Source organism: Psychrobacter sp. ASPA161_6 (assembly GCF_051970285.1).
Lineage (GTDB): Bacteria > Pseudomonadota > Gammaproteobacteria > Pseudomonadales > Moraxellaceae > Psychrobacter > Psychrobacter glaciei.
In genome coordinates this window covers 131252-154633 of the sequence record NZ_JBEFNJ010000002.1, presented here as the reverse complement: position 1 = coordinate 154633, position 23382 = coordinate 131252, and the positions used below count along the sequence as shown (strand labels likewise).

The following is a 23382-nucleotide window of genomic DNA, read 5'->3' as shown; positions in this document are numbered from 1 at the left end:
AAACAGGACGACGACCGCATTTGATCCTAGCAACTGAGGTAGATATGAACGAATCAGCCAACCAATTTAGCCCAAGCTCAAGCCAGCCAGTAGATCCAACGATATTAAGCCTAACCGATAGTGCCGCACAAAAAGTACGTCGCCTACGTGAAGAAGAAGGTGATAGCGATCTTATGCTACGCGTCTATGTGACTGGCGGTGGCTGCTCAGGTTTCTCTTATGGCTTTAATTTCGCCAATGAGTTGAATGAAGATGATGCCAACTTTGACAATGACGATGTAACCTTGGTTGTCGATTCGCTAAGTTATCAGTATCTGCAAGGCTCTACCGTTGACTATACCGAAGGATTAGAAGGCGCACGTTTTGTCGTGACCAATCCAAATGCAACCACGACTTGCGGCTGTGGGTCGTCATTCTCTATTTAATCTGAATAGACTGTAGCACTATGTTAAATAGCCCGAAATATGACAGTCGAAGCATCTATCTCTCGGGTAGATGCTTTTTTTATAAAGACCTAGTAGTAATAACCAAGCTGTATTCTTGACCAGTTTTCCTAAAAAAAAGTGCCGAAATCCAGACAAATCACTTCGCCTAAAGCTTATTGTATTTGTAATTGTCCGTGGTTTTCAGGGTCGCTTTGAGCTAAACTGACGTCATTATCAACCTAAATACCCACCTCTTTGATGGTCATACACCAGTCGTGTTTTGAGCCGCCATAACAAATAACAATAGATGACTATTATGAGTAATTTTGTGCCTAGCTTTGTTAGCTTTGAAATCCCCAATTGGTTTGATACTCAGCATTTAACGGGTATGCTCCGCGGTATCGAAAAAGAGGGCTTACGCGTTAAGCCTGATGGTTTTTTGGCACAGACCCCGCATCCAGCCAAACTTGGCTCAAAACTTACCCATCCCTTTATCACTACTGATTATTCAGAGAGCTTGCTTGAGCTCATCACCGACCCAAAAGCCACCCCAAAAGAGACGCTAAACATGCTGCGTCAGCTGCACGTATTGGTGTATCAAGGTATGCCTGAGGGTGAGCTGATGTGGCCACTGTCTATGCCATGTATGCTGTCGTCCAAAGATGAAGATATCCCGCTGGCGAATTATGGCAGCTCTAACACTGGTAAGCTGAAAACCCTATATCGCAGTGGTCTAGGCATCCGTTATGGTCGCCGCATGCAGACCATCGCTGGCCTACATTACAACTTATCTTTCGGTGATGGTCTGTTTGAAGCGTGGCAAGCGAAAGCACCCGCCGCCCCAACCCAAACGTTGACAGATTTCAAGAACGAGAAATATTTAGGGCTTATTCGCAACTTCAAGCGTTTGACCAGTCTCGTGTTGTATTTGTTAGGTGCCAGTCCAAGTGTGTGTCCTTGCTTTATATCAGGGCGCGAGCACGATTTGGAGCTGCTGAACGATTCAACCTATTATAAGCCTGCCGCCACTAGCCTACGTATGGGCAAGCTTGGCTATACCAATAGTGTGCAAGAACACCTCGATATCCGCTATAACTATCTACCAGAATATGTCGCTGGACTGCGCCGTGCGATTCAAACGCCACATGAGAGCTTTGAGAAGCTTGGTTTAAATGACGCTGATGGCAATCCTATTCAAATCAATAATCATATTCTGCAAATAGAAAATGAATACTATAGCCCGATACGTCCTAAACAAATTGCGATGAGTGGCGAGACGCCTACCGAGGCACTTGAGCGTCGCGGGATTGCTTACGTCGAGTTCCGCGCCATCGATCTTGATCCGTATAGCGATATCGGTATCCGTCTATCTAGCGCTTGTTTCTTAGAAGTGATGGCGCTGTATTGCTTGCTAAATGATTCGCCTGAATTGATGCCTGAAGAGGAAGAAGCTTTGGCCATCAATCTTGAGCGCGTGGTCAATGAAGGTCGCCGTGACAATTTGCACATCATTAACAATGGTGCGGAGCAGTCACTAGAGAGCTGGATGCTGATGCACTTGGGTCGTATGCAACCACTAGCAGCCCTACTCGATGCGCATTATGGTGGCAATGATTACCGTGCGGCGGTGGCGTTGATGCAAGGCAAAGCAGGACATTCTGAGTCGACTATATCGGCGCAAGTAAACTCTGATAGCAAACGTCTAGGCAGTTTATGGCAGCTGGGCTTTACCCTAGCGCAGCAGCATCGTGATTCTCTATTGCAGCAAACCCTTAGCCCCAATACCCAAGCCAAATATGAAGTATTGGCTGAAAAATCAATACTACAGCAAGCAGAGATTGAAGTGGCTGAAACAGAAGACTTTATGGACTTCTTACAACAGTACCGCTAATTAACCTTTGTTATTGTTGATAGTGTTTTATTGATTATATTATAAGAGTATTCGACCAATGCAACAGCTAACCACTTATCGTAACTTGCAAGTATTTTTAGTATTAATGGCAGTGATAGGAATGAGTTTTGCGCTGTTCTATTTACAGCGCCATCTGGGTCTATCACCTTGTCCACTTTGTATTTTTCAACGTGTTGGCCTCATAGTAATGGGCGGTTTTGCCTTAATATCAGCACTGTTTAATCCAAAATCTAAAGTGGCAAGACTCATATTATGGCTTGGTAGCTTAGCAGGTATTGGCTGGGCGACTGCGGTTGCTGCGCGTCATGTCTGGTTACAACATCTACCTGCCGATCAAGTCCCTTCGTGTGGTCCAGGTCTGAACTATTGGATGGACACCCTTCCTATTCTGCAAGTGTTTAAAGAAGTTTTTGCAGGTTCTGGCGAATGCGCCTCTGTCGACTGGACACTTATGGGCTTAAGTATTCCTGAGCAATCACTGATTCTTTTTAGTATTCTATTAATCGTACACGTACTGATATTGTGGCGTATCATCCGCCCTACCGCAGCTGTTCGTCGTGCTTAATGATAACTGAAGCGGTTGACGGTTCAATGAAACGGTAACCCTCTATCTTTTCATAAAATGGCAACTCTCTAGATATAGAGGTTTGCCATTTTTTTATTCTTTCTTTATCGTCATTACTAATTCTAAACGCCCTTGTTCACTGTCCCTTCATCCCACTTATCCTCTTTATCATACCGCTTGATAACAAAAAGTCCACATAGGCATCTGTGATGCTTTGATATTGTATGACAGCTTATGTTCTCAGTTGGCATAAGGATATGCTTTGGCTATCCTGTCATTAACTGCAAGCCATTGCCTAATAAGTACCATGTCCAATAAGCTTAACCCTATTATTGATCGATACCAACCGATAAACGCATACTATCAGCGCCTAATGCTGATTTAGTCTCGGTGAGCTTGTCCGCTTTTGTCTCTGATAATAGCGCCAAATCGATCTTAACTGACAGTACTCGTAACGTTTCTAGAATCTATATTAAAAACTGTTTTTGGTATGCCATGATATATCTTACGTCTATTTTCTCTACTACTTCTAAAACCATAAAACGCTCTGGTCGACTGCTGTTAGCGGTGCCCATCTGTTTGCTACTTCTCGGTTGCGACAGTTCTTCGTCTACGACTAATAAAGGGGTGAGCACTAAAGTTGCCCCCGTCGATAATGCGGAGCGCTCTGACCTGCAAGGGGTCGCCGATGACTCGCAAGACAATGAGCAAGCGAACGCTGATGCGCTGGCTAATGCAGATACTGGACAATCCCTTATTAGCGCCGCACAGCCCACTGATGACACGCATGCACGTAGCGCACCGATGATTTCAGAGTCAAATAATGATAGTGCGCTACAAGCTACATTGATGGGCGATTATGGTGGTATGGTTCCTTGCTCGTCTTGCAACAATATCGACATTACTTTGAACTTGTTTGCTGATGGCTCAGTACTAAAAAAGAGCCTCTATAACAATGCTGAGCCGCCGCGCCAGCCACTGCTTGAGTCGGGTATCTATAGACAAGACAATGATACGATTACGATTGTTTATGAAAGCAAGAATATCGAAACTTACCATATCCAAGACAACCATTTGGTGATGATAGATGAGTATAAAAACCCTGACAACGACTACACGCTGTCACGCAAATAAAAAAGCAGCGGCACAAAATATTTAGGGCATGTTGAACAGCCATAAATAGGCGCTTTTAATACCATCGTCGAAGGATCAAACACACCCTAATATCGCGGCATCCAATGATGCTAAATAAGCCAAACCATCCGTTGAATGACGCCTATCTATCGGGCGTTTTTTATTGGTCATCCAACAGTGTTTACTTTACAATAAGCCCTTGTCTGCCCTCCTGATTGGTTGGCGATTACTTTTAGTTCTTGCTACAGTAATATAACCAGTCATAGCGACATTTAGGTTAAGTATGTCCTAAAAAGCCACGGTTGATATCGGTAACTTTTGGGATAATACTGTATTTTCATTCTCTTCATTTAAGCTCGCACGGAACGTCTATGCATATTCATATTCTTGGTATTTGTGGTACTTTTATGGGCTCGTTGGCCTTGTTGGCGCGCGAGCTTGGACATACGGTCACAGGCTCAGATGCCAATGTCTATCCGCCGATGTCCACCCAACTTGAAAACGCGGGCGTGACCATTGAGCAAGGCTATCTGGTGGCGCATTTGCAACCAGCGCCAGATTTGGTCGTCGTTGGTAATGCTATGAAGCGCGGCATGGATGTCATCGAATATATGTTGGACACCGGACTACGCTATACTTCAGGGCCACAGTTTTTATCTGAGGAAGTGTTGCAATCGCGCCACGTGATAGCCGTAGCAGGTACTCACGGTAAAACCACGACGACGACCATGCTCGCTTGGATATTACATTATGCAGGCATCGACACTGGATTTTTAATCGGCGGTGTGCCACTTGTCGATACCACTGATGAGCGTTTACAGCAGGTCTTCGCTCACAGCAGTTATTTGGGTGCTGACAAAATTGATAATGACGATTCGGCAAATACTGGCTATTTTGTCATTGAAGCAGATGAGTATGACTCTGCATTTTTTGATAAGCGTTCAAAGTTCGTTCATTACCGCCCGCGTACGGCTATTTTAAATAACCTTGAATTTGACCATGCTGATATCTTCGCAGATCTCAATGCTATTCAGACACAATTTCATCATATGGTGCGCATGATTCCGAGCACTGGTAAAATCATTATGCCCACGGCGACTGCCAGCTTAGAGGATACGTTGGCAAAAGGCGTTTGGACACCCGTTTGGCGAACCACCGTGCTCGGTTCAGCAGCAAACGCTACCAGTGTAGAAGATGATAATTTAGACAATAGCAGCGAGTGGCAGGCTGAGCTTATCAGCGAAGATGGTGGTCAGTTTAGCGTAAGTTTTGTGGCTGACGCTGCTGATAAAAACGCCACGGGAGTCGTCGATTGGTCGATGAGCGGTATTCATAACGTGAATAATGCGCTGGTGGCTGTTGCGGCAGCTTATAATGTTGGTGTGTGTGTCAAAACGGCTTGCGCTGCATTGTCTGCCTTTGCTGGTATTAAACGTCGCATGGAGCTGATCGGTGAGGTAAATGACATCTTAGTCTTTGACGATTTCGCCCATCACCCCACTGCCATTACCACTACGTTAGATGGTGCCAAAAAGAAACTGGCGAACAGACGTATTTGGGCCATCATTGAGCCACGTAGTAACACCATGAAAATGGGCATTCATCAAGACAGCTTGGCTGAGTCTGCTGCCCTCGCTGACTATACACTGTGGTATGAGCCGACAGGACTAGAATGGGGTCTAAAAGACGTCATTGATCAGGCCACTGCTACAAACTCTACTATGAGTAACCAACAAGTGCTCTCTAGTGTCGATGCCATTATCGAACATATCGACACGCATGCAACAGCTGGTGATGCCATTGTGATTATGTCTAATGGTGGTTTTGAAGGTATTCATCAACGCTTATTAACTGCGCTACATAACAAAGCAACGTAAAAAGGCTATGTAAAATGTATCAATGTGCTAATTGATGACACGCCCTAGCCAGTAAAGATTTAGTCTTGAATAAGAGCGTTGCTTATTATCAATGAGCAACGCTTTTTTATTATCAGACTTTTTTATTATTTTGGAATGTCTCAGCATTTGCAATAGCCATAACTCATAAGCCATGAGTTGCGTTTGCGACTTCGCTACCTTCTTAACCTTTCATTTACTTATCCTACGTGTATCTTAGCAAATCGAGGGTTTTCCTCACACAGCTCATACACTGGTAACATTTCGCGCTTACCTTTAGTTCTAGACAGTCCCTACAATGTAGTTATCGAAATTAATAAACGAATTAATAAATAACATATAATTGATAATAAATTTAGGAGAATGATATGAGCTTTATTTGGATGATTATTGTAGGTTTGGTCGCAGGTTTATTGGCACGAGCTATCAAGCCAGGTAGCGACCCTATGGGTTGGATAATGACCATTGTATTGGGTATTGTTGGTGCTTTAGTAGGTGGCTTCTTGGCCGGACTAATCGGCATAAATGCTGATGGCGGTTTTACTGGTCTAATATTCTCAGTAATTGGTGCCATAATCTTGCTATTCATCTATGAGATGATTATGAGCAAGCGTCGTATCTAATCACGTTTAATGTGATATACGATTGACAAAAAAAGGTCTGGCGATAAGCGAGACCTTTTTTATTGTCTGGCTGTATTGCGCTTATCCATAGCGACATAAACACAGCGATATCAACAGGTGGCATTGATAAGCATTACTTTTGTCCCCATTTATCTTATAATAGCTCCACTATTTTATATTTATTATTGAGGTGAGCCGTATGGCATTACTCCCTATCTTAAGCTATCCAGACCCGCGATTACGCACCATTGCAAAGCCTGTCAAGGAAGTCACTGCTGAAATAAAAACCTTAATCGCTGATATGATTGAGACCATGTATGATGCCCAAGGTATTGGTTTGGCTGCCAGTCAAGTAGATCGTCATATTCAGCTCATCGTTATCGATTTGTCAGAAGACAAAAACGATCCTAAAGTCTTTGTTAACCCGAAAGTCACGCCATTGGTGGAAGAAAAGCAACCGTACGAAGAGGGTTGCTTGTCCGTACCTGAAGTCTATGACAGTGTTGAGCGCCCAAACAAAGTGCGTATTGAAGCCTTAGATGAGAATGGTGAAAAAATCGATGAAGAAGTAGAAGGCTTACTTGCCGTCTGTATTCAGCATGAAATGGATCATTTGAATGGGGTCATATTCGTCGATTATTTGTCACGTCTCAAACAAACTCGAGCGCGTGATAAAGTTCGTAAAGTGCTCAAAATACGTGAAAAACAGGGCGAGCAATCCGCTGAAACACAGCCGCAAACCACCAATGCTTGATACAACCCGTCTTTAGAGCGTTTGGGTTTTTTTTGCTCGATTATTCTAAAGCGACGCTATTTTTTATTATCCACCACATATTGTTTTTATTAAAGGTTTCCTACCATGACCATGATCAAAATTGACCAATATTTTGACCCTGCCGGCTGGCAGAAATTCACCAAAGCTGCCGAAGGTCGCGAAACCCCATTCTTAGTGGTGGACATTAGCCGTATTAAAACCAAATATCATGAAATGGTTGGTTTTTTTCCGAATGCCAAGTTGCATTATGCGATGAAAGCTAGCCCTGCAGTTGAGGTCATTAATTTACTGGCCGAGCTTGGTTCAAACTTTGATTGTGCGTCCATTTATGAGCTTGACCGTGTCCTTGACTGCGGCGTTGAGCCATCGCGTATTTCTTACGGCAACACCATCAAAAAAGCAGAACATGTCAAATATGCATTTGAGAAAGGCATTGATTTGTATGCGACTGACTCAGAAGCCGATCTAAAAAATATTGCCAAGCATGCCCCTGGTTCAAAAATCTTTGTGCGTATCTTAGTACAAGGCTCTGAGACCGCTGAATGGCCATTATCACGCAAGTTTGGTTGTCATCCGAATATGGCGATTGAGCTGTTGATTCAAGCCCGTGATCTGGGTCTGGTGCCTTATGGCATCTCGTTCCATGTGGGTAGCCAACAAAAAGACGTTGCCGCTTGGGATGATGCCTTAGCCAAGGTCAAATATATGTTTGACTGGATGAAAAACGAAGAAGATATTAAGCTACAAATGATTAACCTAGGTGGCGGCTTTCCAGCCAACTATATCAGCGAAGTCAATCCTGTAAAAGTCTATGCTGAAGAAATCACTCGTTATTTGACGGATGACTATAATGACGAAGACATGCCAGAGATTATCCTAGAACCAGGTCGTTCATTGGTTGGTGGTTCAGGGGTGCTGGTCAGCGATGTGGTGCTCATTTCGCGTAAATCGAACACCGACTTGACGCGTTGGGTATACACCGATGTGGGCTTATTCCAAGGCTTAATTGAAACCTTGGGTGAAGCGATCAAGTATCCGGTTTATACGCCTAAGATGGAAACGTCAACCAGCGAAGGTACGGTCGTGTTAGCCGGTCCAACTTGTGATTCAACGGATATCATGTATGAAGAAGCAGGCTATCAGTTGCCAGAAGAGCTGGAAATTGGTGATAAAATCTTTTGGCTAACCACTGGCGCTTATACTAACTCGTATTCGTCTGTTGAGTTCAATGGTTTTCCTCCGTTAGAAGTGATTTATATTGACTAGCATTTCGTCAGTATTATTTAAAAAAAGCGCGGTACTGTGATTCGCAGTGCCGCGCTTTTTTATGTCAAAAACAAGATTAATCCATGCAATGCTATTGCACCATTATCCAGATTGGCATGCTGTTAGTATTATTCATAGCGCGATTACTTGCATAAGTTGAGCGTTGGGTTTGGCTATTTTGTGAAATCTGACCGATAGTCACCCACTGTCCACGTGGCACGATAAGGGTACTATTTAAGCGCTGACCTTGAGTGGCTTGATGACTATTTTGATCATAAGACGAATTAGAGCGCACAAGCCTCTCTTCAACTTGTGATAACTGCACTTCGACTTGACCATTGGCAAGCAGCCTTGGCGTAACGGCAATACCTTGCGTCGTTGGCAATAATACTTGCTGCTGAATAATAATCTGTCCCGACGAGCGATTATAAGTTGGGTAGGTATTAGTCTGAGTCAGCGCATAGAGCGTGCCTGTGCTGATACTCGCAGCACTGCCTGACAGCGTTTGTACTTGATATAAATTATTTGTTTGCTGTTGGCTGTTGCGCTGGTTAATCACGCCTGCGCCTTGGATACCTCGATTGGTGATAATAACCTGCCCTTGCTGGATGCTACCTTGGGTACTGCTATTATTGCCCACACGCACAGCGACCGTTAACGCTTGTGGTTGGCGGTCAATTTGGCTCAATAGCTGCTGTATTGCTTGATAATTAGCGGTAGTCGTGCGGAGTACCAGCTTATCCTGATAAGTTGCAACTGTGCCACCATCGCGACTGGTATTTAGCTGCTGACGGACTGATGGCAGTAATGCATCACCACCATAAGTATGAATAACGTAGGTTTGGTAAGTGGCCGCGATAGCCGACGTATTCAGTACAGAGCATGCGGCTGTAACCAATAATGGAATCATTACTTTTTTAATAAGAGCGTCCATAAGCGGTTAAATCCGAATCAAGTGACCAAATAAACACATCTACATGTTTACGTTTATTCGCTTTGTTCTTCGCCTGAATATCTTCGTATTCTTTGATAATCGATAAGTCTGTCAAGCTCATACCTTCATTAGGTTTATCAGACGTTTTATTCTGTCCAGCTTTATCAACAAAATCAGCGATCCATTTCTGCCATTCTAGTTTCAATTCAAAATCACTTATTTCAAATGGTAAATCACCATTAAACGTACTTTGCATCATATCAACAAATCTTTGAGCAGTTTGTCGCCGTATGGTTCCATCACCATTTTGACTAATATGATTACCAACTTCAACCGCCACTACGAACGGTATAATAAATCGACAATCCGATTCTATGTAGGTTTTGAAATCGGCCATGACATTACTTTTCTCATTATTCCGATTGGGTACATCTAAAATATTCAATAATATGGTGGTATCCATCAAACAAATATCTACCATTTAATCAGCTCCTTGTAGCTGATTTAGCCAATTCAATGCTTGTTTTTTACGCTGCTCTGGTGTGGTTGGGTGCTTCACAAAGCGCTCAACGATACCTTGAGTGACCAAGTCTCCTAATGAGCCCTGAGCGACTAAGCCAAGATAATCATCTAAGTCCCCTAACCGCACCAACCTACTATCGCCCTCTTTCGGGTCTCTATAGCAAAATACGACATCTGCGAGTGCTTCATCTGGTAGTGCATCCATTAAGGCAGGATTATGCGTCGATAATAGTAAATTAAGTTTACGTTCTTCGGCATACTGACGCAGTAAGCTTAAAATAATATGCGCACGTGTGGGATGAATACTATTATCAATCTCTTCAATGACTACCGTTGAACCTTCTGGCACAGACAGTAAAGCAGCAGCAATGCCCAATACTTTTAACGTACCGTCTGATAGTAAGTCCATCGTGCGCTCAACTGAAACGTTTCCGAAGCTTTCCACTAGAGCGAACTCAATACGATCGCGATGATCTTTGTAGAATTTAATATCCGTAATATCTTGTTCTGGTAAGCTTTGAACCAGTGATAACAGCTTAGATTTCTTTTTTTCTTCCTTACAGATATTGTATAAGACTCCTGCGATATTAGAGCCATCTGGCCTCAAACTATTATCTAGAATGCTGTCAATGCGCATATTATTTGGTATAAAATCGAAGAAGAAAGACGTCTGTAGAAACTTTCGAATATCATCGAAGTCAATCCAAGCATTATTTTTCTTTTCATCAAGATGGTCTAAAATAGCTATATGCTTATCAACCATCAGAAATTCAGATATATCGCTGTCCTTATTTTTATAAATAGTAATATGATTATTGATATCAGAGCTGAGAAAGTTATCTAATCCATTAGTACGTTTTCCAATTTCATCTATTTCATATATTAAGTCTGTAGTGCGAAATTTTGAGATATTAGGAAAGTAAGGATGCTTTAGAGATTTTAGTATAAATATTTTATCTTCTTGTGACCGTATAATCTCGCTCTTAAGTTCTATACTATTTAAACTTACATCAAAAACACCTTCATATTCTATATCTTCGTTTTGAAATATTAAGGCGAATTGCTCCATCGAGTTAAAAGCCAAATCTCTGACACTGCCTCGAACCACCTTATCACTATCATTAACCCTGTTTTTGAGTGTCGATAAGCGCTCACCACCAGCCACCCAACTTAGAAAACGAAACGCTTCGATAGCATTACTCTTCCCTGACGCGTTCGCCCCTATTAATAGCGTTAAAGGTGATAATGGTAAAGTTGCATCCTTATAGCTTTTAAAGTTTTTGATAGTAATACTGGGATTATCTGTCATATCAACCTCACTCATATTAGATGACTCAAACACTAGTCATTTAAGCCTAAAACATCCTGCATGTTATATTGCCCGACTTTTTGCTGAATAACCCAAGTTGCGGCACGTACAGCGCCAGCAGCGAAGGTCATCCGTGCGCGCGCGCGATGGGTAATCTCGACGACTTCACCGTCAGCAATAAACATCACGGTATGATCACCAATGATTTCACCACCGCGAATGGCATGAATACCAATAGTGCCTGCTTCGCGCTCGCCTGTTTGTCCTTCACGACCATAGACAGCAACGTCCTTTAAGTTTTGTCCACGTGCTTCTGCGACCGCTTCTGCCATCATGTAAGCCGTACCCGATGGTGCATCGATTTTATGCTTATGATGCGCTTCAATGACTTCTACATCTGCATCATTGCCAAATGCTTTTGCCGCCATGCCGAGCAACTTTAATGACAGATTAACGCCTGTTGAATAATTACCCGCATAGACGATGGCAATTTGTTCACTTGCCTTTGCCAATACTTGCTCTTGTTGCTCATTGAAGCCAGTCGTGCCGATGACCATCGCCACATCGTTGGCCGCGCAAATCTGCATATTTTGTTCAGTGGCATCAGGCAAGCTAAAATCAATCAGCACATCAATGTCATTAATGACCGTTTTTAAGTCATCGACAATCTGTACCTCTAAACATCCGATAGCAGCGACTTCGCCAGCATCTGCACCCACAAGGCTAGATCCTTGGCGTTCAATCGCGGCGTTAAGCGTGGTTTGCGTGTTATCTTGTACGGCTTCGATGAGCATACGCCCCATACGACCACCAGCACCGATGACACCGACTTTGATGGCTTGTTTATTTGTATTTTCTTGCGCTGTTATCTGTTGGCTCATATTTTTACCCTAAAAGCTCTATATTAATAAGAAAGGTTTTGAATACTATTTGTCGTAAGTTTAGCAAATATCACCGCCTGAATGGTTTTTTATACTTCCAATAAAAACCCCCAGTGTTTCATGTGAAACACTGGGGGTTTTGTATCTAGTCATTCAACCAAACGAGTTATTAAAACAATTCAGTTAATCGAATAAGTCACCAATCTTTTTAAAGAATGATTTTTTATGCGGTGACTGTTGATGCTTGCTATCACCGTCGAGCGTATCTTGGAATTGACGTAACAAATCTTTTTGCTCGCGAGTCAGATTAACTGGCGTCTCGATGACCACACGGCAGATCAAATCACCTTTCATGGTCGTACGTACTGGCGTCACACCTCTGCCACGGACACGTAATAATTTACCACTTTGCGTCCCTTCTGCGACCTTGATTTTGACTTTGCCATCTAGGGTTGGAATCTCAACTTCTTTACCCAATGCCGCATCGGTAATGCTCACTGGCACGTCCATATAGAGATCGGCACCTTGGCGGGTAAAGACATTATGCGGTTTGACGCGTACTTCAACGTATAGATCGCCATTTTGCACGCCTGCGCCGCCAGCTTCACCTTCGCCCGATAAACGGACGCGATCACCATCATCAACGCCTGCTGGGATAGATACTTCCAACGTGCGTGATTTGTCTTTGACGCCATTTCCATGGCAGTCAGAGCAAGGGTTTCTAATCTGTTTTCCAGAGCCGCCACACTGTGGGCAAGCTTGCTGAACGGCAAAGAATCCTTGCTGCATACGAACTTGACCTTGACCATGACACATCTGGCAAGTCACAACATCAGAGGCATTTTTTGCGCCCTTACCATCGCAAGTATCGCAAGGTGCAGGTGCGGTAAAGCTGATTTCTTTTTTACATCCGCGCACCGCTTCTTCTAGGGTCAGCTCTATGACATAACGCAAGTCTGAGCCGCGACGTGAACGCCCACCGCCGCCGCCACGTGATTGACCAAAGATATCGCCAAAGTTACCAAAGATATCGCCAAAGATGTCTTGGAAGTTGCCGCCACCAGCACCGCCAGCGCCGCCCATGCCGTTTTCAAAGGCTGAGTGCCCCATGCGATCGTAAGCGGAGCGCTTGCTTTCATCGCTAAGCACTTCATAAGCCATCGACGCTTCTTTAAACTTGTCTTCGGCATCAGGATCATCAGAATTGCGGTCTGGATGATATTTCATCGCCAGCTTGCGGTAAGCTCGTTTAACTTCCTTGCTATCAGCGGTTTTATTGACACCTAATACTTCATAAAAATCGCGCTTACTCATGGGCTCTCCTATCGTCTTTACAGTGCCGCCTGCTGGTCGATTCACCAAACCAAATCAATTATCGCCTTGTTTCTGCACTCGATTGTTCTGTTAGGTTTCACATGAAACATAGCAGAACACGAGCGAATGGAAGCAATAATGGTATGAATCTTTAAGCGAATACGGCGGGATGCTGCTTAGCCAAATCAATTATTAAAAGTTTGCGCTATTTATGGAGATAGCTGAGTAATTTATCAAGCTTTGACGTCATGAAATTACCGACTCGCTAGGTTTGGTCAGATTAAAAAAGATTCTAGGCCGTGTCCTCATTTTAAAAATGGGTATAAAAATGAGATAAATTGCAGTCAAACGAGGAAAATAGCGCAAATAATATTGGGATATTAATCAGCTGTTTGACGATGTTTGGTAAAATTTAGACATTTTTAGCCCATTTAGATACAATCGCTTGAATTGAGGACACGCCCTAGTAGTAAATGGACAAAGCTTTTTATACCCGCCCAAGGTTAAGTCGTGCTAATATTTAGCGCCATATTGATGCCGATTAAGTTTGCGATAAGGTAAGAATTTTTATGAAAAAACTGCTGGTTTTATTGATCATAATTGCTGTGACCATCTATGCGGGCTCACCTTATTATAGTGCTTATCAGCTCAAAAACGCTTACGATGCCAAAGACGGTGCCGCTATCGCTGCCGCCATCGATTATGAGCAGCTGCGTCCAAGTATCGAAACTCAACTGACCGATCAATTTGCCAATACCATGACTCAATATCCATTGGTTGCTGAGCTGGGCGGTGCGCCATTAACTGACGCAGCCAATGGCTTTATCATGCAAGCAGTTGCGGGCGCCATCACCCCGCAAAACATCGAAAAAGTCATCAATACTCAAGGTCAAGCCAATAGCGCAACCAAAGAGCTGGCCGCTGCATGGGCTATCGCGAGCAATCAAGTCGACCTTAAAAACCTGATTCAAAACTTAATCATCCAGCGCGGCGATGTCAATGCAGTGGTTCAAAACCAAATGCAGCAAATCATGAAAAAACAAGCAGCGGAACTCGAGCAGCAGGCGGCACAAGGATCAGACAGCGACAAGCCGACATTGAGCTATTGCGGTATTAATTGCTTCACTATTAGCGGTCAAGTAAAAGGCTACCCGCTCACGATAGAGATGCAGCGCGACGGCCTGATTCATTGGAAAATCGTTGATATCGTGTTGCCTTGATACGCCTGCTTTACTATTGCACTATCTTAGAAGTGAGACTGTCATGCCAACTCAAATAATGCCTCAGGGCATTCGCGCTCAATCTGACGCTCATCCTCCAACCACGTTGTTAGATGGTGGAATGGGACGTGAGCTTGAGCGGCGCGGTGCGCCTTTTCGGCAGCCTGAATGGTCGGCGCTGGCACTGAGCTTGGCACCAAAGAGCGTTCGTGATATTCATTTAGATTATATAAAAGCTGGTGCTACTGTCATCACGGTCAATAGCTACGCGGTGACCCCTTATCATTTGGGCGATAAATTCTTTAGTGAAGGCGAACAGCTTATAGGAACAGCCGCTAAGCTCGCTTTTGAAGCTGTACAAGAAAGCAAAAAGCTTATTAGCATAACCTCTATTGCCAATGCTGCCTCTATAATAGCCCCCGTAAAAATCGCTGGTTGTTTGCCGCCATTGTTTGGCTCTTATCGACCCGATCTATTCGACCCAAAGCAAGCACCGGTAATAGCCCGTCCATTATTAGCCGCACAGATAGCTTATGTGGATATTTGGTTGGTGGAAACCCAAAGCAGCATTATAGAAGCGACAACATGGCAGCAGTTGATTACCGAATTTACAGAGAATGAAAACGAGGCGACGCCAAAACCTATTTGGATTGCCTTTACGCTAGACGACAGTCAGCTAGACATCACTGATAACAGCAACGAAGAAAAATCAGGAAAACCTACACCCACGCTACGTTCTGGCGAAACAGTAGCAGAGGCCGTTCGCGCCATGATGGCTATGGATGTGACGGCAATACTCTTCAACTGTAGTCAACCTGAGGTCATGGATTCAGCACTGCAGGTCGCCAAAGCCATTGTCAACGAAGCAGGAGGCACGCAACAACTTGGTGTCTACGCCAATGCCTTTGCTTCCAAGCAAGTCCATAAGCAAGCCAACGCCCAACTGCGCCAAATACGCACAGACACCACACCTGAGCATTACCTAAAATGGGCCACACTTTGGCAAGCATCTGGCGCGGATATCATCGGTGGCTGCTGCGGGATTGGCGTCGAGCACATTGCCTTACTTGCCCAGCATATAAAAGATACACCGTAAAAAAGTGACGCTGGTATTTATACTGCTGTAGTTGCACCCGCAGCACGTTCAATTAATTGCGCCACTGGTGCGTCGGGGCTCAAGGTGCCAAAGGTCAGGCCGTGTTCACCTGCAATGCGCGAGCGGCAAAATTCTGTCGCGATGTCTGTATGATCTCCCAGCAGAAAAATCGACGCCTGTAGCATCAATGCCAAGCGCTCAATCACATAGCGACTTCGAAACTCAAGCGTCTCAAGATCCTCGAAACGTTCTGCCAAGCATTTAAGTTCGGCATCATAATGCGCATTCTTGCCAGCAGCATTTTGCAATTCGGCGAATAGGGCTTCGCGCGTTTCTGGCTCTTTGCGCAAAGCGCGCAGTACGTCGAGGCACTGCACATTGCCACTGCCCTCCCAGATAGAATTCAATGGCGCTTGCCGATAAAGGCGTGGCAAAATATTCTCTTCTACATAGCCAATACCGCCCAAACACTCCTGCGCTTCATTGATCAATACGGGTGCGCGCTTACATATCCAGTACTTACCAATGGCGGTCGCAATGCGTGCCAGCGCAGTCTCATGTGGGTCTTTGCCGCTCATTTCAACCGCGCGAGCAACGCGCATGGTCAGAGCGATGGCGGCTTCTGACTCCAACGCCAAATCAGCCAACACATTGCGCATCAAAGGCTGATCGACCAGCAGTTTGCCAAAAGCCTCGCGCTGGCTGGTATGATGAATCGCTTGCACAACGGCTTGGCGCATCTGCGCTGACGAGCCAATCATACAATCCAAACGGGTTAACGCTACCATCTCTAAAATTGTGACGATGCCGCGCCCTTCTATACCAACCAATTCACCGAACGCACCATGAAACTCGACCTCGGATGAGGCATTGGACCAATCGCCCAGCTTATCTTTTAAGCGCTGTATCCGAACCGCGTTGCGCGTGCCATCGGGCAAAAAGCGCGGTACTAAGAAACAGCTAAGCCCGCCTTCTGTCTGTGCCAGCACCAAATGCGCGTCACACATCGGCGCTGAAAAAAACCACTTGTGACCGATGATCTCATAGCTTCCATCCTTTTGACGAAGCGCTCTGGTGGTATTGCGCCGTAGGTCTGAGCCGCCTTGTTTCTCAGTCATGCCCATACCGATGGTACAGCCCGTCTTTTGTTCCATCGGCAGGCTACGTGGATCATATTCTGCTGATAACAGCTTGGGCAACCATTTTTCTGCTAGAGCAGGTGCATGGCGTAGCGCAGGAATCGCTGCATAAGTCATCGACATCGGGCAACCAAAGCCAGCATCTGCCTGCGAGCCAAGATACATCACCGCCGCCCGTGCCACATGGGCCCCTTCACGACTTTCATGGCGCCAAGCAAAGCTACTCATGCCATATCCCATCCCAGCTGCCATCAGCTCATGATAGGCAGGATGAAACTCGACCTCGTCTATCCGATGACCATAGCGATCAAAAGCGCGAAGTTTAGGAGGATTTTCATTGGCAGCAAAACCACTATCAATCAAATCGCCACCAGTACGAGCGCCAAATGCGCTCAGATGATCCTGCGCCCATGATCCGCCCTCGCGAGCAACCGCTTCCATCAAGGCTATGTCTGTCTGCCATGCATTATATTTTTCTAGCGCAACCGGCTGATTGCACACCTCATGTGTATTGAATTGATTCATCATCGACAACATCCTTATTTGATAGATCGCTTTGGCTTGTACCTTCCATAGTACAATGTTAATATTACATATGAAATCAAATATTGTCAAAAATAGTAATACTTCTTGGCCAACACCGCGTCTTCTCCTTTTGCGACTACTGACTGTAGCGGATGAGGAAACTTTGACGGCTGCTGAGGCAGTTCGCGCAGGTGCGCTATTTGATATGACCGAAAATAGCGTGCGCGTGACCATGGCACGGCTGACGCAAGCGGGACTGGTCGAGGCAGTCGATGCTGCTATTTATCGCTTGGGTGCTGAAGGGCAAAAACTGGGTGCTGATGTAGCGGCATGGTCGACGGCTGATCAGCGGGTGACAGAGTGGGACAACTCATGGATTGCCGTTACCACGGGCGGCCTACCACGTAGCGACCGTAAAGTGCTCCGCGCCCGTGCTCGCGCGCTTTCTTTGTTAGGTTTCCGCGAGCTGGATATCGGTCTTTATCTGCGCCCCAACAATCTATCGGGCGGCGTCGAAACCGTACGCGCGCGACTGTTAGATCTTGGCTTAGGAGAGGAGGCTGCCGTCTTTAAAGCCAGCGCCTTTGATGGTGTTCGACAGGACAAGGCGTTGTCACTCTGGTCCGATATGCAGCTGGAAGCAAGCTATAAAGAAATCTCGCAACGGTTGCATGACTGGTTGGCTGCTAAAGATACACTACCGCGTGATACTGCTCTACGTGAAGTCTATATGCTCGGTGATGCTGGTATCCGCAGTGTGATTTTTGATCCATTGCTGCCTGCACCGCTGGTCAATGAGCGCGCACGGCAACAGTTTTTTGATACCGTCAGGCATTTCAATAGTGAAGGTCGTCGCCTTTGGTATGCGTTTTTTAAGGAAGGTAACTTATAAAAAAGGTCATTTTAAAAGTAACTTATGAAAAATAACTTATGAAAATTGACAGACGATAAGTTACTTGATGCCCAAAGGTTATTTAATACCTAAAAACTCTAAAAATTCAGGACTCTCAAAGCTCGCTTGGTAGAGTACGCCGTCCTCACGGTAAATAGCAGGCGTGGCTATGACTGCCAGTCCCGCCGCTTTTTCGCGATTGGGCGTCACATAATCAACATTACAGCTGGCAGCGGCTGGCGTCATTTTTCCACTTAGCATGGCTTTATTAAGGGCTTTGCGACGGCTGTCCTCATCAGCTTGACACCAGATACCACGCATTTGCGCAGGTGACTGCTCATATATCGGATAGGCGATGGTTTTTACTGTGACGCCTTTGGTATTGAGCATAGGAAATTGTTGATGTAGCTTACGGCAATAAGGGCAATTGACATCGGTAGCCACATAAATAATGGCTTTTTCCGCGCTGATGGCTGGATAAGTAATCAATTGCGACTCGTCTAAAGCGGCAAACACCGATTGATTTTTGCGTTTTTCAAACGTTTCATCAAGCCCGATAAACTGACCGTTTTCGATGACGGATATCTCACTGTCAGTGATGTATTGCGCATCGTCCGATAGCAAGAAAGGCACTCCTTCTAGCGTTGCTCCCCAGATAACGCCCGGCACTGCCGTATAAAAGAAAGGCGTTTTAGCGCTCATATTCTTCAGCGCACTCATATTGGCAAGTAACGATGATTTGACGGCAGCACTAACTGGCTTGCCTATTTGGTCACGATTACTGCGTACTGGCATTTTGGTTACTACGCGCTTGCTGGGGTTTTTCTGTAGCTCGCCTTGGATGACATAGCGGCCATCCTCAGTGATATGCAATGGCAGCTGTCCTGCTAGGTTGACTTGATACATATTGGGCAACTTAGAAGGCTCAATTGAGGTTATCTGCGTCTTAATCCCTGCTTGCGTTAGCAACTGGCGCAAGCGCTTGTCCACCGACTGGCTTACCGTGCCAGCGGCTGGCGTGGTTTGCGCGCTTGAGCTGATTTTATTATTGGTAGCATCAGTGGCGCTCGGCTCGGCACAAGCTGTCGTCGCCAATAGTATCGCGCTCATCAAACCAGCAGACTTTAATAAAAATTGTTTCACGGAGACAGTCCCATTTGTTATAAAAGAGATGTTTTAACAGACGTGTTCGGCAAGTTTCTCTAACAAGCATCCACTTCATTATGCAAAAACATAGATTAAAAAGATAACGGGACTTTAGCATATGCGCTAACTTTGACAGCGATTAAAAGGCCAAATTTGCAAAATTGCTACTGAGCTTTAAGAGACAGGCAATACAAATATAGATAGGTCAATATAGATAGGTCAATATAAAAAGGATAAAGCGAGGCTGGGATAATTTTTTGCAGCCTCTGTCGGCGTAGGCACAGCAAGCAAGCAAAATTTGTATCAGCTTCGTGCGTTATATCGTGTATCTACTTTATTCAGTATCGACTATAGCTGAAAGAAATAACAGACAGCAAAAAGCAGCACACTTTAACAGTGGCTGCTTATGTTAAATCTTATTTTCGCGACTTATCTTAAAGTTCAATAATGCGAAAATTTAGAATTTGGCAACTTCTTCTTCGGTTAAGAAGCGGCTATCCCCTTTATCGAGACCGTCTAAACTGATATGGCCGATACTGGCACGATGCAGCTCCGTCACTCTATTGCCAAAGTAGCCCATCATCCGTTTGACTTGATGATATTTGCCTTGCTCTAGGGTCAGACGGGCATGCGTCTCATCCATGAACTCAAGGACGGCAGGTTTGGTCTCTTCGTGATCGCCTTCTAGTAGAATTCCTTCAGCGACTTCTTTGACTGCATTTTCTTGCGCTGCGCTATCCATCGCATCAGCTAAAGTCAGCTCATAGACTTTGGCATGCTCATGCTTGGGGCTAGTGACACGGTGCAACCAGCCGCCATCATCACTGATGAGCAAAGCACCCGTGGTATCGACATCCAAACGCCCCGCGATACGTAAGCTACCCAATTCTGGTACCGAAATCAGCTCAGTGACGATGGGGTATTCTTTCGCTTTTAAGGTACATTCAAAGCCTTCAGGCTTGTGCAATAGAATATAGCGATTGCCCGCCGCGACCGACAGTGGCTCGCCTGCCCACATGACATCATCATTGACGATATCGACATGGACGCCAGGATCTTTGATTATCTGATCGTTGACCGTGATTTCACCCGCGTGCATAATCTTTTTGGATTCTTTGCGCGACAGCTCGGTGGCTTTACTAATAAATTTATCTAAACGCATACGATTGACTACCATCAGTGTTATGTTACCACTTCCAACCCTGCCGCTAACGGGATGAACTTAACGAAACCGCTAATTCTATCCGCCACGCCAAGGCTACTAGATTAGCACTTAGGCGCGACTCGCTCGTTATCTTTAAGCGTGAGAAATGGTACTATAATGAAAAATTAAATGAACACTGCGCCCAATATGGCAACAGTGAAAGTTAGACAAGTTTACCATATCCTACCTAGACCTGATGAAATATGAGCTATCAAACGCTAAAACGTGCCGTCACTGCGCGCCTAGAAATCAAGAAATCTGATTTTATCGCTTATGCGTATCCAGTGCACTCACGCGAGCAAGCAATGTTTCACGTGGAACAACTGCGCGTACAATATGCGGATGCCCGTCACTACTGCTGGGCCTATATCATTGGCGATCCTGATAACACCACCAGTGCAGGCTTCGACGACGATGGCGAGCCGAGTGGTACCGCAGGACGTCCGATATTAAATGTCCTACAACACAAATCTATTGGCAACGTCATTATCATCGTGGTGCGTTATTTTGGCGGGATTAAACTGGGCGCTGGCGGTCTAACCCGCGCCTATGCTGGCTCCGCACAAGCAGCCGTCGATCAAATGACGTTAAGCCCTTATGTAGCAATGAGCCAAGTACAGATACTCGCAGAGTTTGCCACCGAAGCGCAATGCCGCTATGTGGTCGAGAGTCTAAACGGCAGCATCGATGATGTAACTTATAGTAAGCAAGTCACCCTGACCGTGACGCTCGCTGAGGCAGATATTGAGACTTTAAAAGAACGTCTTGCGATGGATGGACGGGTATTGGATGACCCTTAAACTATGGATGATTTTGAGTAACCAGACGTTCACTGAAAACCATTGGTTTTCGCCATTGCTAGCGTTATGATAAGCCATTGCTTTTCAATGATAATTAAATAAGACCACCCTATGTCAACTTCAAAATCCACCAAACCTTTCTCACCTGCCCCTTTTAACCCCCCATTTTGGCTGACCAATCCGCATTTACAAAGTATCTTGCCCAAGTTTTTTGCGCCAAAAACGCCTACTTATCGTCGGATGGTGATGCAAGACTCACTAGGTGAGACTGATATCGCTTATGACTTTTATGACGCGCATCCTGTAAAAGCAACCGAAAATGGCGAGCGTGAACAGACACCCTTAATTGTGCTATTCCATGGCATGGAAGGCAGTAGCGACAGCCACTATGCGCGCGCTTTAGCGTATCAAATGCATGCGCAAGGCTGGCATTTTGTGGTGGCGCACTTTCGCAGTTGTGGCGGTATTCCAGCCAATGGTCGAGTGTTTTATAATGCGGGCGATACCAATGAAGTGCATCACGCGCTACAAAATCTCAGCGAGCAATACGCCAATATTTATGCGGCTGGGGTGTCACTCGGTGGCAACGCCTTGGCAAAATACATGGGCGAGTATGGAGATAAAGCCATCTGCAAAGGCTCGGCAGTCATCTCTGCGCCCGTCGATATGTCATCAGCTGCGCTCAGTATGCACAGCTTTTTGAGCCATCGCATCTACACGCCTTACTTACTCAACCCCATTATCAAAAAAGCGTTGGCAAACGACATTACCAAAGAAGAAATCGATGCGATCAAAGCGGTCAATCGTATCAGCGACTTTGATGATATCTTCACCGCGCCGCGTCATGGCTACCGCTCCAACAATCACTATTATCAATCTTCTTCTGCCCTCCCTTATTTGATCACTGTAACCAAGCCTTTACTATTAATCAGCGCCAAAGACGACCCTTTTATCGGTTTTACCGCCACCCCAAATGATGTCTCTGACAGCGTCACCATCCTCGACACTAAGCACGGTGGTCATATCGGCTATCTGCGTTATCGCTCAGACAAAAAACAGTCACAGAGTGAGCAGGCAAAGGGTAAAAAAGGCAAAGTCTCAAAATTCGATATCAATTGGATACCCGAAACCGTCAGTGCTTATTTCAACTCTATTGGCGTACTTTCTAATAATAAATGATAATCTGACACGCTAAATCCTACCTGTTAACTTTTGAGACTGCTCTATGTATCCTTTTCTTCGCTATGCCAGTACCATCGCCTATGCCGCGCTGCAAGTAAAGAGGGGCAATACCTTAACGTTTAAAGATACCAGCGAGATTAAGTTGCGCTGCCGGTTGTCAGATATTGATAACTTCTTAGAGATGAATAATGGGCGCGTGCTAACCCTCTATGACATGGGGCGTACGGACTTTGCAGTACGTACCGGACTGGGCAAACAGCTGTTAAAAAATCGCTGGGGCTTGGTGGTCGCAGGCAGTACCATTCAGTATCGCAAGCGTATTCGCGCCTTTGATAAAGTCACGATGAAAACGCACATTGCAGGCTTCGATGAACGCTGGATGTATATCGAGCAGTCGATGTGGGTCAAAGGCAAACCCTGCTCGTCTGCCCTATTACGTACGGGCGTGACCGAAGGCGGTAAAGTCATCGAAACGGCACGTGTGCTTGCGGCGTTAAATCAGTCTGATTGGAAGCTACCGCCAACTGGCTATGTCGCTGAATGGATTGAAAGTGACAGTGATCGCCCGTGGCCACCGATAGGCTAAGTAACTTAAGCAATACTATTTGATAACAATACACTAT

Annotated in this window: 22 protein-coding genes; 14 read left to right on the top strand and 8 right to left on the bottom strand. The window is 45.2% G+C overall.

Translation table 11 applies throughout. The annotated features are described in order from the left end of the window. Positions 1-44: 44 nt before the first annotated feature. From erpA to ACTQ9T_RS06690, 8 genes are all read left to right on the top strand, one after another. Positions 45-425: an iron-sulfur cluster insertion protein ErpA gene (erpA, locus tag ACTQ9T_RS06725; protein WP_227669969.1), complete on the top strand. Its 381-nt coding sequence runs from the start codon at positions 45-47 to the stop codon at positions 423-425. Between the two features lie 307 nt (positions 426-732). Beyond that, positions 733-2316, top strand: a complete 1584-nt coding sequence (gene gshA / locus ACTQ9T_RS06720) for a glutamate--cysteine ligase (RefSeq protein ID WP_439292551.1) — start codon at positions 733-735, stop codon at positions 2314-2316. 58 nt (positions 2317-2374) lie between these two features. Next, entirely contained in the window at positions 2375-2902 is a 528-nt protein-coding gene (locus ACTQ9T_RS06715) for a disulfide bond formation protein B (RefSeq protein ID WP_440464556.1), read from the top strand. A gap of 495 nt (positions 2903-3397) precedes the next feature. Beyond that, complete coding sequence (locus ACTQ9T_RS06710; RefSeq protein ID WP_440464555.1) at positions 3398-4036, top strand: copper resistance protein NlpE N-terminal domain-containing protein; 639 nt, start codon at positions 3398-3400, stop codon at positions 4034-4036. Between the two features lie 371 nt (positions 4037-4407). Beyond that, positions 4408-5913, top strand: a complete 1506-nt coding sequence (gene mpl / locus ACTQ9T_RS06705) for a UDP-N-acetylmuramate:L-alanyl-gamma-D-glutamyl-meso-diaminopimelate ligase (protein ID WP_440464554.1) — start codon at positions 4408-4410, stop codon at positions 5911-5913. Between the two features lie 386 nt (positions 5914-6299). Then, entirely contained in the window at positions 6300-6554 is a 255-nt protein-coding gene (locus ACTQ9T_RS06700) for a GlsB/YeaQ/YmgE family stress response membrane protein (RefSeq protein ID WP_010197661.1), read from the top strand. 199 nt (positions 6555-6753) lie between these two features. After that, positions 6754-7308: a peptide deformylase gene (def, locus tag ACTQ9T_RS06695; protein ID WP_440464553.1), complete on the top strand. Its 555-nt coding sequence runs from the start codon at positions 6754-6756 to the stop codon at positions 7306-7308. 111 nt (positions 7309-7419) lie between these two features. Continuing rightward, positions 7420-8595 (top strand): type III PLP-dependent enzyme, encoded by a 1176-nt coding sequence (locus ACTQ9T_RS06690; protein ID WP_440464861.1) that lies wholly within the window; start codon positions 7420-7422, stop codon positions 8593-8595. A 91-nt stretch (positions 8596-8686) separates the two neighbouring features. Here ACTQ9T_RS06690 and ACTQ9T_RS06685 read toward each other — a convergent pair whose 3' ends face one another. The 5 genes from ACTQ9T_RS06685 to dnaJ all read right to left on the bottom strand — a co-directional run bounded on the left by ACTQ9T_RS06685 (position 8687) and on the right by dnaJ (position 13555). After that, positions 8687-9529, bottom strand: coding sequence for a hypothetical protein (locus ACTQ9T_RS06685; RefSeq protein WP_440464552.1), 843 nt, complete (start codon positions 9527-9529; stop codon positions 8687-8689). After that, on the bottom strand, positions 9513-10010 hold the full coding sequence (locus tag ACTQ9T_RS06680) for a hypothetical protein (RefSeq protein ID WP_010197656.1): 498 nt from the start codon (positions 10008-10010) through the stop codon (positions 9513-9515). The genes ACTQ9T_RS06685 and ACTQ9T_RS06680 overlap by 17 nt, the downstream gene beginning before the upstream one ends. Then, positions 10011-11360, bottom strand: a complete 1350-nt coding sequence (locus ACTQ9T_RS06675) for an AAA family ATPase (RefSeq protein ID WP_440464551.1) — start codon at positions 11358-11360, stop codon at positions 10011-10013. It abuts the gene before it with no gap. 32 nt (positions 11361-11392) lie between these two features. Beyond that, positions 11393-12241 carry a 4-hydroxy-tetrahydrodipicolinate reductase gene (dapB, locus tag ACTQ9T_RS06670; RefSeq protein ID WP_440464550.1) on the bottom strand — a complete coding sequence of 283 codons (849 nt, stop codon included), beginning with the start codon at positions 12239-12241 and terminating at the stop codon, positions 11393-11395. A gap of 183 nt (positions 12242-12424) precedes the next feature. Then, a complete protein-coding gene (dnaJ, locus tag ACTQ9T_RS06665) occupies positions 12425-13555 on the bottom strand; it encodes a molecular chaperone DnaJ (RefSeq protein WP_189583758.1) in 1131 nt (376 codons plus the stop codon). 569 nt (positions 13556-14124) lie between these two features. Between dnaJ and ACTQ9T_RS06660 the strand changes: the two genes are divergently transcribed. Both ACTQ9T_RS06660 and ACTQ9T_RS06655 read left to right on the top strand, forming a co-directional pair. Next, positions 14125-14775: a DUF2939 domain-containing protein gene (locus ACTQ9T_RS06660; RefSeq protein WP_440464549.1), complete on the top strand. Its 651-nt coding sequence runs from the start codon at positions 14125-14127 to the stop codon at positions 14773-14775. A 43-nt stretch (positions 14776-14818) separates the two neighbouring features. Further along, positions 14819-15871, top strand: a complete 1053-nt coding sequence (locus ACTQ9T_RS06655; protein WP_440464548.1) for a homocysteine S-methyltransferase family protein — start codon at positions 14819-14821, stop codon at positions 15869-15871. A 17-nt stretch (positions 15872-15888) separates the two neighbouring features. On the opposite strand, the gene ACTQ9T_RS06650 is transcribed toward ACTQ9T_RS06655, so the two are convergent. Beyond that, the gene (locus ACTQ9T_RS06650) at positions 15889-17538 is read right to left on the bottom strand and encodes an isovaleryl-CoA dehydrogenase (RefSeq protein ID WP_440464547.1); all 1650 of its coding nucleotides are present in this window, start codon (positions 17536-17538) and stop codon (positions 15889-15891) included. A gap of 67 nt (positions 17539-17605) precedes the next feature. Here ACTQ9T_RS06650 and ACTQ9T_RS06645 point away from each other — a divergent pair, with 67 nt between their 5' ends. Continuing rightward, positions 17606-18427, top strand: a complete 822-nt coding sequence (locus ACTQ9T_RS06645; protein ID WP_440464546.1) for a PaaX family transcriptional regulator — start codon at positions 17606-17608, stop codon at positions 18425-18427. Between the two features lie 78 nt (positions 18428-18505). Here ACTQ9T_RS06645 and ACTQ9T_RS06640 read toward each other — a convergent pair whose 3' ends face one another. Both ACTQ9T_RS06640 and ACTQ9T_RS06635 read right to left on the bottom strand, forming a co-directional pair. Continuing rightward, positions 18506-19570: a disulfide isomerase DsbC N-terminal domain-containing protein gene (locus tag ACTQ9T_RS06640; RefSeq protein WP_440464545.1), complete on the bottom strand. Its 1065-nt coding sequence runs from the start codon at positions 19568-19570 to the stop codon at positions 18506-18508. Between the two features lie 460 nt (positions 19571-20030). Continuing rightward, positions 20031-20735, bottom strand: a complete 705-nt coding sequence (locus ACTQ9T_RS06635) for a pseudouridine synthase (RefSeq protein ID WP_210540969.1) — start codon at positions 20733-20735, stop codon at positions 20031-20033. A 245-nt stretch (positions 20736-20980) separates the two neighbouring features. On the opposite strand from ACTQ9T_RS06635, the gene ACTQ9T_RS06630 reads away from it, so the two are divergent. From ACTQ9T_RS06630 to ACTQ9T_RS06620, 3 genes are all read left to right on the top strand, one after another. Beyond that, positions 20981-21577, top strand: coding sequence for a YigZ family protein (locus ACTQ9T_RS06630; protein WP_440464544.1), 597 nt, complete (start codon positions 20981-20983; stop codon positions 21575-21577). Positions 21578-21688: 111 nt separating this feature from the next. Further along, positions 21689-22756, top strand: coding sequence for a YheT family hydrolase (locus ACTQ9T_RS06625; RefSeq protein WP_440464543.1), 1068 nt, complete (start codon positions 21689-21691; stop codon positions 22754-22756). A 46-nt stretch (positions 22757-22802) separates the two neighbouring features. Further along, positions 22803-23345, top strand: a complete 543-nt coding sequence (locus tag ACTQ9T_RS06620) for an acyl-CoA thioesterase (protein WP_010197633.1) — start codon at positions 22803-22805, stop codon at positions 23343-23345. Positions 23346-23382 lie beyond the last annotated feature (37 nt).

What these genes read in the sequence shown, in the direction of transcription:
- erpA (WP_227669969.1), top strand. Translation starts at nt 45, where the DNA reads ATGAACGAATCAGCCAACCAATTTAGCCCAAGCTCAAGCCAGCCAGTA.
- gshA (WP_439292551.1), top strand. Translation starts at nt 733, where the DNA reads ATGACTATTATGAGTAATTTTGTGCCTAGCTTTGTTAGCTTTGAAATC.
- ACTQ9T_RS06715 (WP_440464556.1), top strand. Translation starts at nt 2,375, where the DNA reads ATGCAACAGCTAACCACTTATCGTAACTTGCAAGTATTTTTAGTATTA.
- ACTQ9T_RS06710 (WP_440464555.1), top strand. Translation starts at nt 3,398, where the DNA reads ATGATATATCTTACGTCTATTTTCTCTACTACTTCTAAAACCATAAAA.
- mpl (WP_440464554.1), top strand. Translation starts at nt 4,408, where the DNA reads ATGCATATTCATATTCTTGGTATTTGTGGTACTTTTATGGGCTCGTTG.
- ACTQ9T_RS06700 (WP_010197661.1), top strand. Translation starts at nt 6,300, where the DNA reads ATGAGCTTTATTTGGATGATTATTGTAGGTTTGGTCGCAGGTTTATTG.
- def (WP_440464553.1), top strand. Translation starts at nt 6,754, where the DNA reads ATGGCATTACTCCCTATCTTAAGCTATCCAGACCCGCGATTACGCACC.
- ACTQ9T_RS06690 (WP_440464861.1), top strand. Translation starts at nt 7,420, where the DNA reads ATGATCAAAATTGACCAATATTTTGACCCTGCCGGCTGGCAGAAATTC.
- ACTQ9T_RS06685 (WP_440464552.1), bottom strand. Translation starts at nt 9,529, where the DNA reads ATGGACGCTCTTATTAAAAAAGTAATGATTCCATTATTGGTTACAGCC.
- ACTQ9T_RS06680 (WP_010197656.1), bottom strand. Translation starts at nt 10,010, where the DNA reads ATGGTAGATATTTGTTTGATGGATACCACCATATTATTGAATATTTTA.
- ACTQ9T_RS06675 (WP_440464551.1), bottom strand. Translation starts at nt 11,360, where the DNA reads ATGACAGATAATCCCAGTATTACTATCAAAAACTTTAAAAGCTATAAG.
- dapB (WP_440464550.1), bottom strand. Translation starts at nt 12,241, where the DNA reads ATGAGCCAACAGATAACAGCGCAAGAAAATACAAATAAACAAGCCATC.
- dnaJ (WP_189583758.1), bottom strand. Translation starts at nt 13,555, where the DNA reads ATGAGTAAGCGCGATTTTTATGAAGTATTAGGTGTCAATAAAACCGCT.
- ACTQ9T_RS06660 (WP_440464549.1), top strand. Translation starts at nt 14,125, where the DNA reads ATGAAAAAACTGCTGGTTTTATTGATCATAATTGCTGTGACCATCTAT.
- ACTQ9T_RS06655 (WP_440464548.1), top strand. Translation starts at nt 14,819, where the DNA reads ATGCCAACTCAAATAATGCCTCAGGGCATTCGCGCTCAATCTGACGCT.
- ACTQ9T_RS06650 (WP_440464547.1), bottom strand. Translation starts at nt 17,538, where the DNA reads ATGATGAATCAATTCAATACACATGAGGTGTGCAATCAGCCGGTTGCG.
- ACTQ9T_RS06645 (WP_440464546.1), top strand. Translation starts at nt 17,606, where the DNA reads ATGAAATCAAATATTGTCAAAAATAGTAATACTTCTTGGCCAACACCG.
- ACTQ9T_RS06635 (WP_210540969.1), bottom strand. Translation starts at nt 20,735, where the DNA reads ATGCGTTTAGATAAATTTATTAGTAAAGCCACCGAGCTGTCGCGCAAA.
- ACTQ9T_RS06630 (WP_440464544.1), top strand. Translation starts at nt 20,981, where the DNA reads ATGAGCTATCAAACGCTAAAACGTGCCGTCACTGCGCGCCTAGAAATC.
- ACTQ9T_RS06625 (WP_440464543.1), top strand. Translation starts at nt 21,689, where the DNA reads ATGTCAACTTCAAAATCCACCAAACCTTTCTCACCTGCCCCTTTTAAC.
- ACTQ9T_RS06620 (WP_010197633.1), top strand. Translation starts at nt 22,803, where the DNA reads ATGTATCCTTTTCTTCGCTATGCCAGTACCATCGCCTATGCCGCGCTG.